The organism is Mesorhizobium sp. LNHC221B00, from assembly GCF_000502935.1.
GTDB classification, from domain to species: domain Bacteria; phylum Pseudomonadota; class Alphaproteobacteria; order Rhizobiales; family Rhizobiaceae; genus Mesorhizobium; species Mesorhizobium opportunistum.
In genome coordinates this window covers 102,716-115,209 of record NZ_AYWR01000013.1, presented here as the reverse complement: position 1 = coordinate 115,209, position 12,494 = coordinate 102,716, and the positions used below count along the sequence as shown (strand labels likewise).

The 12,494-nt window shown below is 63.4% G+C and carries 11 protein-coding genes and 1 pseudogene; 6 read left to right on the top strand and 6 right to left on the bottom strand.

Translation table 11 applies throughout. The features are described from left to right. Positions 1-15: 15 nt before the first annotated feature. Together ctaD and coxB are read right to left on the bottom strand one after the other, a co-directional pair. Complete coding sequence (gene ctaD / locus X741_RS148875; protein WP_023764490.1) at positions 16-1,668, bottom strand: cytochrome c oxidase subunit I; 1,653 nt, start codon at positions 1,666-1,668, stop codon at positions 16-18. A 38-nt stretch (positions 1,669-1,706) separates the two neighbouring features. Continuing rightward, positions 1,707-2,738, bottom strand: coding sequence for a cytochrome c oxidase subunit II (gene coxB / locus X741_RS148880; protein WP_031250203.1), 1,032 nt, complete (start codon positions 2,736-2,738; stop codon positions 1,707-1,709). A gap of 259 nt (positions 2,739-2,997) precedes the next feature. On the opposite strand from coxB, the gene X741_RS148885 reads away from it, so the two are divergent. The 5 genes from X741_RS148885 (at position 2,998) to X741_RS148905 (ending at position 6,681) form a co-directional block, all read left to right on the top strand. Then, positions 2,998-3,558 (top strand): invasion associated locus B family protein, encoded by a 561-nt coding sequence (locus tag X741_RS148885; protein ID WP_031250202.1) that lies wholly within the window; start codon positions 2,998-3,000, stop codon positions 3,556-3,558. Between the two features lie 175 nt (positions 3,559-3,733). Then, entirely contained in the window at positions 3,734-5,146 is a 1,413-nt protein-coding gene (gene tldD / locus X741_RS148890) for a metalloprotease TldD (RefSeq protein WP_023764493.1), read from the top strand. Between the two features lie 95 nt (positions 5,147-5,241). After that, a complete protein-coding gene (locus X741_RS148895) occupies positions 5,242-5,517 on the top strand; it encodes an AbrB/MazE/SpoVT family DNA-binding domain-containing protein (protein ID WP_023778688.1) in 276 nt (91 codons plus the stop codon). Further along, entirely contained in the window at positions 5,504-5,893 is a 390-nt protein-coding gene (locus X741_RS148900) for a type II toxin-antitoxin system VapC family toxin (RefSeq protein WP_023778687.1), read from the top strand. Before X741_RS148895 ends, X741_RS148900 begins: the two co-directional genes overlap by 14 nt. Before the next feature lie 107 nt (positions 5,894-6,000). Further along, positions 6,001-6,681: a transglutaminase-like cysteine peptidase gene (locus X741_RS148905; protein ID WP_031250201.1), complete on the top strand. Its 681-nt coding sequence runs from the start codon at positions 6,001-6,003 to the stop codon at positions 6,679-6,681. Positions 6,682-6,754: 73 nt separating this feature from the next. Here the strand turns inward: X741_RS148905 and X741_RS148910 are convergent, their stop codons facing one another. The 3 genes from X741_RS148910 to X741_RS148920 all read right to left on the bottom strand — a co-directional run bounded on the left by X741_RS148910 (position 6,755) and on the right by X741_RS148920 (position 11,616). Continuing rightward, entirely contained in the window at positions 6,755-9,457 is a 2,703-nt protein-coding gene (locus tag X741_RS148910; protein ID WP_023778685.1) for a caspase domain-containing protein, read from the bottom strand. A gap of 162 nt (positions 9,458-9,619) precedes the next feature. After that, entirely contained in the window at positions 9,620-10,855 is a 1,236-nt protein-coding gene (locus X741_RS148915; RefSeq protein WP_023778684.1) for a class I SAM-dependent RNA methyltransferase, read from the bottom strand. Further along, positions 10,852-11,616, bottom strand: a complete 765-nt coding sequence (locus X741_RS148920; protein ID WP_023778683.1) for a TlyA family RNA methyltransferase — start codon at positions 11,614-11,616, stop codon at positions 10,852-10,854. The genes X741_RS148915 and X741_RS148920 overlap by 4 nt, the downstream gene beginning before the upstream one ends. Before the next feature lie 162 nt (positions 11,617-11,778). On the opposite strand from X741_RS148920, the pseudogene X741_RS01000000166880 reads away from it, so the two are divergent. Then, a pseudogene (locus tag X741_RS01000000166880) lies at positions 11,779-12,181 on the top strand (GFA family protein). Here X741_RS01000000166880 and X741_RS148925 read toward each other — a convergent pair. Then, positions 12,178-12,465 (bottom strand): hypothetical protein, encoded by a 288-nt coding sequence (locus X741_RS148925; protein WP_023778681.1) that lies wholly within the window; start codon positions 12,463-12,465, stop codon positions 12,178-12,180. The pseudogene X741_RS01000000166880 and the gene X741_RS148925 overlap by 4 nt on opposite strands. Positions 12,466-12,494 lie beyond the last annotated feature (29 nt).

The window sequence follows — 12,494 nt, the reverse complement described above, 5'->3', positions numbered from 1 at the left end:
GAGCGGGCAGCCGCCTTACTTGATCTTCGGCAGCTGTTCCCACTGGTGGAAAGGCGGCGGCGAAGGCAGCTGCCATTCCAGCGTCGTTGCACCCTCGCCCCACGGATTGGCGCCGGCGATCCGCTTCTTCTGGAAGGCTTCGAACACGCCGTAGAGGAAGATCACCACGCCGACGGCCGAGATATAGGACCCGATCGACGACACATAGTTCCAGCCGGCAAACGCATCGGGATAGTCGATGGTGCGGCGCGGCATGCCGGCGAGGCCGAGGAAGTGCTGCGGGAAGAAGATCAGGTTGACGCCGACGAACGTGACCCAGAAGTGGGTGTTGGCGATCACCGGCGAGTACATGTAGCCGGTCATCTTCGGGAACCAGTAGTACCAGCCGGCGAAGATGGCGAATACCGCGCCCAACGACAGGACGTAGTGGAAGTGGGCGATCACGAAATAGGTGTCATGCAGCGAGCGGTCGAGGCCGGCATTGGCCAGCTGGACGCCGGTGACGCCACCGATGGTGAACAGGAAGATGAAGCCCAGCGCCCACAGCATCGGAGTCTTGAACGAGATCGAACCGCCCCACATCGTGGCGATCCAGGAGAAGATCTTCACGCCGGTCGGCACCGCGATGACCATCGTGGCGAAGACGAAATAGCGCTGCGTGTCGAGCGACAGACCGGTCGTGTACATATGGTGCGCCCAGACGATGAAGCCGACGGCGCCGATCGCCACCATGGCGTAAGCCATGCCGAGATAGCCGAACACCGGCTTCTTCGAGAAGGTCGAGACGATATGGCTGATGATGCCGAAGCCCGGCAGGATCAGAATGTAGACTTCCGGGTGACCGAAGAACCAGAACAGGTGCTGGAACAGAAGCGGATCGCCGCCGCTGTCCGGCGCGAAGAAGGCCGTGCCGAAATTGCGGTCGGTGAGCAGCATGGTGATGCCGCCGGCCAGGACCGGCAGGGACAACAGCAGCAGGAATGCGGTGACAAGCACCGACCACGCGAACAGCGGCATCTTGTGCAACGTCATGCCAGGAGCGCGCATGTTGAAGATGGTGGTGATGAAGTTGATCGCACCGAGGATCGACGAGGCACCGGCGATGTGGATCGACAGGATCGCCAGATCCATGGCCGGCCCCGGCTGGCCCGAGGTCGACAGCGGCGGATAAAGCGTCCAGCCACCGCCGACGCCATAGGCACCCGGCGCGCTCGGCACGAACATCGAGGTGAGCAGCAGGATGAAGGCCGGCGGCAGCAGCCAGAAGGAGATGTTGTTCATGCGCGGGAACGCCATGTCGGGAGCGCCGATCATGATCGGCACCATCCAGTTGGCGAAACCACCGATGAGCGCGGGCATGACCATGAAGAAGATCATGATCAGCGCGTGGGCGGTGGCAAAGGCATTGTACATGCTCTTGCCGCCATCGACCGCCGCGTCACCGTTCATGCCGTAGACCATCTGCGCCAGACCGCTGAATATCTGGATGCCAGGCTCCTGCAGCTCCATGCGGATCGCAACCGACAGCGCGCCGCCGATGATGCCGGCCATGATCGCGAAGATCAGGTAGAGCGTACCGATATCCTTGTGGTTGGTCGAATAAACCCAGCGCACCCAGCCGTGATAAGGCTTGTGGTCGTGCCCGTCGTGAGCTGCAGCGTCTGCCATGTTCGGCTCCGTTCCCTAAATCTTGCTAACCCGCGGCATCAATTGCCGGCGGCCGCTACCTTGTTCTGGCCGTCGACCTCGGCCATCAGCGTCTTGTTGGCGCCGGGCAGATCGGTCTTGGCTGAAGCCAGCCAGGTCTTGAACTGCGCGTCCGAGACGACACGGATGGCGATCGGCATGAAGGCATGGTCCTTGCCGCAAAGCTGCGAGCACTGGCCATAATAAAGGCCTTCCTTCTCCGCCTTGAACCAGGTCTCGTTGGTGCGTCCCGGAATGGCGTCGATCTTGATGCCGAACGACGGCATGGCGAAGGAGTGGATCACGTCGGTCGCGGTGACAAGCACGCGGGTCATCGTGTTGACCGGCACCACCAGTTCGTTGTCGACGGCGAGCAGACGCGGATAGACCTTGCGATCCTCCTTGCCCGCCTTGGCGCGATCGCCATCCTGGAGGATGGCCGAATTGAAGGAGAGCGTGTTGTCGGTCTGGTACTCGTAATCCCAGTTCCACTGGTTGCCAGTGGCCTTGACGGTCAGCTTGGCGTCTTCCGGCGGCGTGTACTGCGCGGTCAGGAGCTGGAACGAGGGAATGGCGAGGCAAAGCAGGACCACGACGGGGCCGACGGTCCAGACCACCTCGATCAGCGTGTTGTGGCTGGTCTTGGAGGGAACCGGGTTCACACTCGCGCGGAATTTCACGATGCAATAGGCGAGGAGGAGCAGCACCAGAATGGTGATCGGGGCGATGAACCACATCGTGTAGTTTCCGAACCATTCGATCTGCCGCATCATGTCGGTCGCCGGCGCCTGGAAGGTCGTCTCCCATTCCACCGGCTGATCGGCCCGGGCGGATGTGCCGGCAAAAATCGTGGCAGCGGCACAAGTGCTCAGAAACCTGGCACTCAGAAACCTGGCACTTGCTGGAAACCTGGCGCTAGCTAGAAAATTTCTCATCGCCCTCTTCGTCTCCCAGTTCCTCGCGGCGATGCCAACGAGAATAACGAACAATGCCGGGACGGGAATCCCGACAGTCTCAAGCTGGTTCAAACCATACTCTTTTTCCCTCCGCAAGAAAGGAGCGGCCGAAACCGTGCGGCATTTTTGCGCGCAGGCTGGCATGGCCCCTCCGGGGCAGCGGCCGCGACGACGAAACGCGTATGTTCGGCAGGCCACCCGCTTCATGTCGGCAGGACGCGGGGAGCGTCGTAATTCAGGCGAAATTGGCAGGGAAAAGCGCTGCATCGCCTGTTTCGGGACAGTTCGCGTGCGGTCTCGTCCTTTACTTGGCATTGGCGCGGCTTAAAGTGCCGTGATTCGCAATGGAGCCGTCATGAACTCTTGGCTTTCAGGACTGGGGCATACGAGACCGGGGCTTTCGAGCACATTGGTCAAGGCCATGCTTGTCGCTGCCCTGTCGGCGGCCGGTCTGTTCGTCACCGGTCAGGCCAACGCCGCCCAGCCGAGCGGCACGGTGCGCTCGACGCATGGCGCCTGGTCGATCATCTGCGACACGCCGGCCGGCGCCACCTCGGAACAATGCGTGATGATGCAGAACGTCGTCGCCGAGGACCGTCCGGAAATGGGCCTGTCGGTCGTCGTGCTGCGCACCGCTGACAACAAGGCCGAGATCCTGCGCGTGCTGGCGCCGCTTGGCGTGCTTTTGCCGAACGGGCTCGGCCTCAATGTCGACGGCAAGGATATCGGCCGCGCCTATTTCGTGCGCTGTTTCCAGGACGGATGCTATGCCGAGGTCATCCTCGAAAAGCCGCTGCTCGACACGCTGAAGACCGGCACATCGGCGACGTTCATCGTCTTCCAGACACCTGAGGAAGGCATCGGCATCCCGGTAGACCTCAAGGGTTTCGCCGATGGTTTTGCCGCGCTGCCCTGATCCCGGCCTCTTGCACAGAACCGCGAGTATGACGCGTTTTTCATGACCAGAAAGCGGCGCCCGCATCGAGCGGACGCTGTCATTCGGCGACATGGATCTCCATTGCCGATTGTCTCGGCGCGGCTTCACGCCTACATCGGGGGAAAGCAGCAATCTTCCCACGAATGGACGCGCCATGAACAGCCTGATCGGCCAATTCGACATTTCAGACGATCGCATCAAGCAGATCGTCGCCGAGACCATCAACGGCGCCGATGACGGCGAACTGTTCCTCGAATACAGCGAGAGCGAAGCGCTGATGTTCGACAATGGCCGGCTCAAAACCGCCAATTTCAACACCGACCAGGGCTTTGGCTTGCGCGCGGTCGCGGGTGAAGCCAGCGGCTATGCCCATTCGAGCGACCTGTCCGAGGCCTCGCTGCTGCGTGCGGCGGATGCCGTCTCGACCGTCAAGGGCGGCTATTCCGGCACGCTTGCCGCCGCACCCGCCCGCACCAACCGCCATCTTTATGGCGAGGAGAACCCGATCCCCTCGCCTTCCTTCGAGGCCAAGGCAAAGCTGCTGCAGGAAATCGACGCCTGGCTGCGGGCCGAGGATCCGCGCGTGCGCCAGGTAACCGCCTCGCTCGCCGCCTCCTGGCAGCATGTCGAGATCGTGCGCGCCGACGGCCAGATGGTGCGCGACATCCGGCCGCTGGTCCGCATCAACGTCTCGGTCGTGGTCGGCGATGGCGACCGCCAGGAGAGCGGCTCCTATGGCATGGGCGGGCGCAAGGCGTTCGGCGAATTCCTGATCGAGGACAGCTGGAAACACGCTGCAAAAGAGGCGCTGAGGCAAGCGCTGGTCAACCTCGAGGCGATCCCCGCCCCGGCCGGCACCTTCGACATCGTGCTCTCCAGCGGCTGGCCGGGCGTCATGCTGCACGAAGCCGTCGGCCACGGCCTGGAAGGCGACTTCAACCGCAAGAAGACCTCGGCCTTTGCCGGCCTGTTGGGCCAGCAGGTCGCCGCCAAGGGCGTCACCGTCGTCGATGACGGCACCATCCCCGAGCGGCGCGGCTCGCTCACCGTCGACGACGAAGGCACGCCTTCGGCCCGCAACGTGCTGATCGAGGATGGCAGACTGGTCGGCTACATGCAGGATCGTCAGAACGCCCGGCTGATGGGCATGAAGGCAACCGGCAACGGCCGGCGCGAAGGCTACGCGCACCAGCCGATGCCGCGCATGACCAACACCTACATGACCGCGGGCGACATGGAGCCCGACGAGATCATCGCCTCCGTCAAGAACGGCATCTACGCCGTCTCCTTCGGCGGCGGCCAGGTCGACATCACGTCCGGGAAGTTCGTGTTCGGCTGCACCGAGGCCTACCTGATCGAGAACGGCAAGGTAACGCAGCCGATCAAGGGGGCGATGCTGATCGGCAACGGGCCCGACGCCATGCACCGCGTCTCGATGGTGGGCAACGACATGAAGCTCGACAATGGCATCGGCATGTGCGGCAAGGCCGGACAAGGCGTGCCGGTCGGCGTCGGCCAACCACATCTCAGGATGAACCAGATGACGGTCGGCGGCACCCGGGTTTGAGGGCGGGCGCCGTTTCACGATCCCGATCGGCTTTCAGGGCTTGAATTCGGTTCGGCTGCGACGTATCTTACCTTCGTCTTACGAGGTAAGCCACAATGGCCGCTTCCGAAAAACTCACAACGACTGTCTCGACCAAGGGACAAGTCATCCTGCCCAGTGCAATCCGGAAGCGGAGGGATTGGGGTGCCGGAACGCGCCTGCAGGTCGAGGACACACCGGAGGGCGTCCTTTTGAAGCCTGCGCCGGCTTTTGCCGAATCGCGCCCGGAAGAGGTGTTTGGTTCCCTGCCCCGCAGCGGCAAACCGAAGACGCTTGAAGAAATGGACGCGGGCGTGCTTGCCGAGGCGCGGCGACGCCATGCTCGCGATTGATACCAATGTCATCGTTCGTTACCTGACGAGCGACCATCCGCAGCAATCGCCGCGCGCCCGAGAGTTGATCGACGGTCAGTCGGTCTTTGCCACCACCACGGTGATCCTGGAAGTCGAATGGGTGCTGCGCAGTGCCTATGGTTACGGACAGGCCGAAGTAGCGCGGGCTCTGCGGGCGTTCGGCGGGCTCCCAACTGTCGAGATGGAGGATGCCACCACCGTCTCATCCGCCCTCGATCTGGCCGAGACGGGGATGGATTTCGCGGATGCACTGCATCTCGGCAAGTCCGCGCATTGCTCGGGATTTGCCACCTTCGACCGCAAACTCGTCAAGTCTGCTCGGGCTGCAAGGCATGGCGGCGTGCAAGAGGCCTAGCGGGCTCCGAACACGATCGTGTTAGCAAATTATTAATTGTTCAATTGCCTTGGCCGGCGTTTCCGCATTAACTCGTCGCCAGTCTTCTCGTTGCGGTGGTGTTTGCAGTGCTGCGTTCCCCTGGCGTCCTGACCTCTTCCTTCCTTCTGGGCCTTGTTTCGTTGATCGGTGCGACATCGCTATCTGTCGACCCCTCCGCGGCGCAGTCGACATTGTTCAAGCGGCCGTCGGTTCCGGCCACGAACGCGCAGCCGATCGCGATCGACCTGCGCTCCGCCGCCGTTGGAGGACGCACCAGCGTTCCCTATGGCTGGGTCGATTTCTGCCGTCGCAAGCCGAATGAGTGCAAGGTGCCCGCCCTGCCGGCCACGAGCGTCAAGCTGACCGCGCAGAACCTGCGGACCCTTAAGCGGATAAACCAAAAGGCGAACCGCGCCATCAAACCGGTCAGCAACTACGAACACTGGGGCACGATGATGGACCACTGGGATTATCCGGTGGACGGCAAGGGCGACTGCAAGATCTACGCGCTCTACAAGCGCAAGCTTCTCATGGAAGCGGGATTTCCCCGGCAGGCGCTGCTGATGACGGTGGTTCGCGACCTGCACAATGAAGGCCACACCATCCTGACGGTGAAGACCGACAGGGGCGATCTCGTCCTGGACAACCTGGCCGATGAAATCCGGCCCTGGAACGCGACTGGCTATTATTTCCTGAAACGCCAGTCGCAGCAGAACCCGAACATCTGGATGTCGATCAACCAGCGCGGCGGCACTCCGAAAACCTGACGTGTCGCCAGGCTCTCAGACCGAGCAGCCGAACTATGAGCCTTTTCCTGGAAATGCTTCCGCTGCGACCAGCCTATTGGTTGCAGGACGGCTGGCCCTCTTGCCCGCAAGATGGCTTCTTCTTGGACTCCTGCGGCTGCGGCAAGCGCCGCTCCTGCATCTGAGGTCTCGGCTGCTCTCGGAATTCCGGCTTCGGTTCCTGTCTTTGCGGCCGCAGCACCTGCTCGTTCTGCCTTTCCTGGCTGAACCGGCGCTGCGCGTTCTCGTCCGGCCTGTTGACCTTGGAGTTGCGCTGGACGTCGACCTCGCCACCGGCGGACCCTTCTTCGTTCTGCAGCCTGCGGAACTTCCTGTCCCTGTCGCTCCTGTTGGCCAAACCTTGCTCGCCGGGTTCGACGATGGACTGGCCGGGAGACAAATCCCTGCGCATCAGCTTCCTCGGCCTGCCGTTGTTCCGCTCGGAGAACACGTCCGGATTGTTGTTCCTGAACCGCTCCTCAACGCGCGGCCGCTTCTCGGCCGGGATACCGTTGACGGTCGGCAGCTTGCGGAATTTCCTGCCCTTTTTGGCTGCGGTCGAGCCCTGATCACCCGATTCGAAAACAGAGCGGCCGGCTGACAGGTCCTTGCGGCTCAGCTTCTTCGGCCTGCCGCTGCTCTCATCGGAGAAGGCGTTCGGATTGTTCTTCCGGAACTTCTCCCGCGCGCTCGGCTGGTTCTCGGCCGGCATGCCATTGACGGCCGGCAACTTGCGGAGCTTGCGATTCTTGCCCTGGGCATTGCCGGCTCTGGTCTGCTCATTGCTTTTGCCGGCAGCGGCGGCGCCGGCGTTTCCAGTGGCCTGCTGGTTGTTGCCACCCGCCGCGCCCCGCTCGCTCAAACGCTTCCTTGACTTGTCACCAGGCAGGTTCTGGTCGCCAGGCAGGTTCTGGTCGCTAGGTAAGTTCCGACCTTTGAGTGCCGGCTTGCCGTTGACGAGCGGCAGCCTCTTGCCGTTCGCTCCAGGCAGGGCATGGTCGCGCGAAAGCTTGCCCGTCGCGGACCGGATCTCGGACTGCGGAATAGCAGTGCCGGACTGCTGGCCCTCGATGACGCGCTGTTTCTCGCCGCCCTGTTTCTCGCCGCCCTGTTTCTGGCCGCCCTGTTTCCGGTCGCCCTGTTGCTGATTGGTGATCTGACGGGACATGGCCGCCTTCTTCTGCAGCGGCGGCGGCAGCGCGACCCTGGCCGCCAGCGCATCCGCGCGGGCGCCAACGGCGCCTCCGGTCGTCTGCCGGCCCGTGGTGCGGCCACCCTGAACACCGGCACTTGGCTGCGCGGCCTGATCGGTCTCGTTTTTGATCGTCGTGTTGATGTTGTTGATGACGGTCGTGTTGTGGATGTTGTTGAAGATGATGTCGTTCGGCGGCGGCACGATGTGGCGCGGCGGGTTGAAGAACACGGGTATCGGCACGAACACGGGAGTCGGCAAGACGAAGACATCGACCGGCGGCGGCGGCGGCTCAAGCACGACGAAATCCGGCGGCGGCGGCGGCAGGAAGATCACCGTGATCGGCGGTGGCGGCGCGAAATCGAAGTCGTCGAAAAAGACTACTGGACTGTCGACATAGATAATTTCCTCGGGCGGCGGTGGCGCCACGTCGTAGACGATGACGTCAAAGCTCTCCGGTGGTTCCAGCTCCGCGTCGAAATGCTCCAGCCGGCGGCGCGCGTCCCAAGCATGCGGGCCGCGCGAGTAGCGCTCCAGATAGGACCAGTAGGCTTCAGGCGTGTCCGTCATCCAGGTCTCGCGCCAGGTGATCGCCTCACGCCGGGCGGCAATGATGGCGCGTACGCGCTTGGCCATCGGATCGTGCGGATAGGCATCGAGGAAATCGTCGTAACCGCGCATCGTGTCGCGCTCGAGGGCGGCAACATAGGCGTCACGCGGGTCGAAATCGCGGATCGGCCTGGTTCGCGCCGCCCGGGTCTCCGCGGCCGAAACCTTCGGCGGAGGAGCATCCGCGCTGCGTTCGAAGAAAACGAAAGGCGCCGTGATCTTCGAAGCGCTCCATGGCAGTTCCCCGCCTTGCGTAACCTCGCTGACGCGCAGGCGCGTGCGGTCGAACACGTCCCGTAGCGACAGGCCGCCTTCGCGCATCATCTCGGCAAGCGCCTTGGCGTAGGCTCCGTAGGGCGCTTTGCCCTCTGGCGCGACGGTTCCCGGAGCGGCGTTGAAGGCGATCAGCATGTTCGGATCGGGATCGACCAAGGCAAGGCCACCGGCCAGCGGCTCCTTCCACTTTGGGAAGGGATTTGGCCGCGCCGCATCGAGCACGACGATATTGACCTTGGTCGGCAATCCGGACAGCGGCCTGGTGATATCGGATATCCGCATCGCCTGAAGCGGGATATCGTTTGGATTGGCGATCTGAACATCGACCGGCAGGAAGTAGTTCTCGCCCTCGAACTGCACGCCATGGCCTGAGAGATAAATGAAAACGACGGCGTCGGGACCGGCGGCGGACACCTTGCCCATGAAATCGCGGAACGCGCCGCGCAGCGAGTCCTGGTCCACGTCACGCGCGCCGACCACGTCGAACCCGGCGGCCTGCAATGTCTGCGCGATCAGGCCGGCGTCATTGGCGGCCGTCGCGAGTTCTCCGGCCTTGTAGGCGCCATTGCCGATGACGAAAGCCAGACGCTTTTCACCTTGCGCCAGCGCCCCGGTCGCAGCGGTGACCGCGAAAAAGATGAGAAAGACGACGAGACCAACGAATTTATGAAGCGTCCGCATTGCAATCCGCCATCCGTCGTCCCTTCAGCCTGACAACGCCGGAGGGGCCGCAATGTTTCCCGAACCGGGCAAAAATAAAGAGACGCAACGCGGCGGCTTTGGGGCGCAATTTCGTCGAAAGAGCACAGGCTTCACAAATTTCCGCGAGCCAGCGGCATCGGACTACCGGCGTCGCCTCGGTTTCTCCAGCAAGGCGACGGCCTCGACATGGGGCGACCACAGGAACTGGTCGATCGGCGTCACGCTTTTCAAGGCGTAGCCCCCGTCGATCAGGATGCGCAGGTCGCGCGCCAGCGTCACCGGGTTGCAGGACACCGCGGCAACGAAGGGAACATCCGAGCGGGCGATCTGCTTCGACTGGTCCTCGGCGCCCGCGCGAGGCGGGTCGAAGACGAGGCCGTCGAAGGCGTTCAACTCCTTGAATGTCAGCGGCCGCCGGAACAGGTCGCGGCGCTCGCCCGTCACCCGCTTCAGGCCGGTCGCGAAACGCGATCCGCGGTCGAGCGCAGAAAGGGCCGCCGCATCGCCTTCCACCGCGTGCACTTCCGACTTTGCGGCCAATCGCAAGGCAAAACTGCCGCAGCCGGCGAAAAGATCGGCGACTTTCTTGGCACGCTTCAGATGGGCGCCGACAATATCGGCCATGGTCTGTTCGGCTGCCTCGGTAGCCTGCAGGAAGGCGCCGGGCGGCACGGCAACCGCGACGCTGCCGAACATGACCACGGGCTTCCGCGGTTCGATGATGATCTCGTCATCGATGGACAGTCTGGCAAAGCCCTGCGCCATGACGAAATTGGAGGCGATGCGGCGCTGGTTCTCGCCGAGCTTGCCGGATTCATGCGCGGCGACGTCGATGCCGGAACCGGTCACGGTCACCGCCATCCGGAACGATTTCGTGGCGGCGCAGATCAAGTCCGCGAGCGCCTTAAGCCGGTCGAGCGCGGCGACGATCTCGGGCAGCGAGATCGGACATTCGGATATGGAAATGATTTCCGGCGACAGGTGGCGATTGAAGCCGAGCAGCATGCCTGTCTCGGTGCGCCGGGCGGCAAGCACCACACGGCGGCGCGTGTGCGGCGCGCAGGCGACCAGTTCGCCAACGTCGCAATCGATGCCCTTCAGGGCGTGGACCACCTTGTCGCGTTTCCATTGGCGATAGGCTTCGGCCTCGAAATGCTGGAGGGCGCAGCCGCCGCATTCGGTGAAATGGCGGCAGGCGGGATCGATGCGCAGCGGCGAGGCCTCCAGCACTGCCATCAGCATGGCGCGATCCCTTTCGCGCGCGGCGGTGACGGTTTCGCCGGGCAGCGTGAAGGGAATGAACAGATCGCCGCTTTCGGTTTCGGCGATGCCGTCGCCCTGGGCGCCAAGCTTTTTGATGGTGAAGCGTGCGCTCATCGATCCTTGACCCCGCCGAGCAGGAATTCGCGGTTGCCGTCGCCACCTTCGATCGGCGACAGATACAGGCCGAGCGAGCGCCAGCCGGGGACGGCGTCGAGCCAGTCCTGCAGCAGGCCGGCGACACGGGCGGCGTCGAAGGGATCTTTCAACAGACCGCCCTTGCCGATCGCTTCGCGACCCGCCTCGAATTGCGGCTTGACCAGAAAGATCGCCCTCGCACTGGATTTTGCAATGGCGAGTGCCGGCGGCAGCGCCAGCTTCAGCGAGATGAAACTGACATCGGAAACGATGAAATCCGGGATGCGTCCGTGAAGATCGGCAGCGGTGAGATCGCGGGCGTTCAGTCCCTCGACGACGGAGACGCGCGAATCCCCGGCAATATCGGCATGCATCTGGCCGTGACCGACATCGATCGCCGTGACATGGGATGCGCCGCGTTCGAGCAGCACCTGGGTGAAGCCGCCGGTCGAAGCGCCGACGTCCAGCGCCTCGCTTCCAGCGGGGTCGAGGCCGAAATGGTCAAGGCCGCCGAGCAACTTCAGCGCCGCGCGCGACACATAGCCTTGCGCCGGATCATCTATGGTCACAAGACATTGCGGCGAGACGTTCTGACCGGGCTTGCGTGCGATAACACCGTCGACCGTCACCGTGCCGCGCTCGACCGCATCGCGTGCCCGCGAGCGGCTGGCAAACAGCCCGCGCTGGACGAGCAGGTCGTCGAGCCGCTGGCGGGCACTGGCTGGCAGGGGCGAATTCATTGGCCTTCATGGCGAAAGCCGGCAGCGAAGGCAAGGACATTGGACGAGACAGGGAAGTGCAGCGAACGCATCGAGCCGCGTCGCGGCTTGCATGCATCGCATCAGGTCCGGCAAAATGGTGGTCGAGGAGAGCTGTCGTCGAAACATCCCGGGGGAGAACGAATGCTGACAGGAACTTGCCACTGTGGCGCAACTCACTGGACCCTGGAAGGCGATCCCGGGCCGATCACGGCCTGCAACTGCACGCTTTGCCGTCGCTACGGCGTGCTTTGGGCCTATGACTATGTCGACGAACGTATCCGCGTATCGGGACCGGCGGGCAGCTATACGCGCGCCGGAAAGAACACGCCATCGCTCGAAATCCTGTTCTGCCCGACCTGCGCCTGCGTGCTGGCCTGGCGCGGATTGCGCGACGATGCCCCCCGGGCGAACACGCATCGCGGTCAATGTGCGGCTGGCGCCTCCCGAGGCCGTCGCCGACTTGCCGATCGACCATTTCGACGGCTTCGACACTTTTGAGGATCTGCCGCGAGACGGCCGCTGCGTACGCGACATGTGGTTCTAGAATATGGTACGGGGCACTTGCCGGTCGACGGCTGGAGACAGGCCGTCGCCCCGCCCCCCTGAAGCTTGTTCACGCGGATGCTCAGCCGGGGGTGTAGGCGCGGGGTCCGGCACGACCACCAATTGCGGCACCTGCTTGTAGGAAAAGCCGCCCCTGATATCGCCCATCTTGCCGGCGACAATGCCCACAGCCGCCTTTTCGAGGTTGCGGTCATAGCTGGTCTCGGCCGCCGCGGGTGCCGCGATGACGGCCAGAAAAGCCGCGCCACACAGAAGCGTCTTCATTCCCATTGTCTCCCTGCCTGGCTCCGATG

Bases quoted from the DNA above. Each gene is read 5' to 3' on its own strand.
- ctaD (WP_023764490.1), bottom strand. From the start codon at position 1,668: ATGGCAGACGCTGCAGCTCACGACGGGCACGACCACAAGCCTTATCAC.
- X741_RS148885 (WP_031250202.1), top strand. From the start codon at position 2,998: ATGAACTCTTGGCTTTCAGGACTGGGGCATACGAGACCGGGGCTTTCG.
- tldD (WP_023764493.1), top strand. From the start codon at position 3,734: ATGAACAGCCTGATCGGCCAATTCGACATTTCAGACGATCGCATCAAG.
- X741_RS148895 (WP_023778688.1), top strand. From the start codon at position 5,242: ATGGCCGCTTCCGAAAAACTCACAACGACTGTCTCGACCAAGGGACAA.
- X741_RS148900 (WP_023778687.1), top strand. From the start codon at position 5,504: ATGCTCGCGATTGATACCAATGTCATCGTTCGTTACCTGACGAGCGAC.
- X741_RS148910 (WP_023778685.1), bottom strand. From the start codon at position 9,457: ATGCGGACGCTTCATAAATTCGTTGGTCTCGTCGTCTTTCTCATCTTT.
- X741_RS148915 (WP_023778684.1), bottom strand. From the start codon at position 10,855: ATGAGCGCACGCTTCACCATCAAAAAGCTTGGCGCCCAGGGCGACGGC.
- X741_RS148920 (WP_023778683.1), bottom strand. From the start codon at position 11,616: ATGAATTCGCCCCTGCCAGCCAGTGCCCGCCAGCGGCTCGACGACCTG.
- X741_RS148925 (WP_023778681.1), bottom strand. From the start codon at position 12,465: ATGAAGACGCTTCTGTGTGGCGCGGCTTTTCTGGCCGTCATCGCGGCA.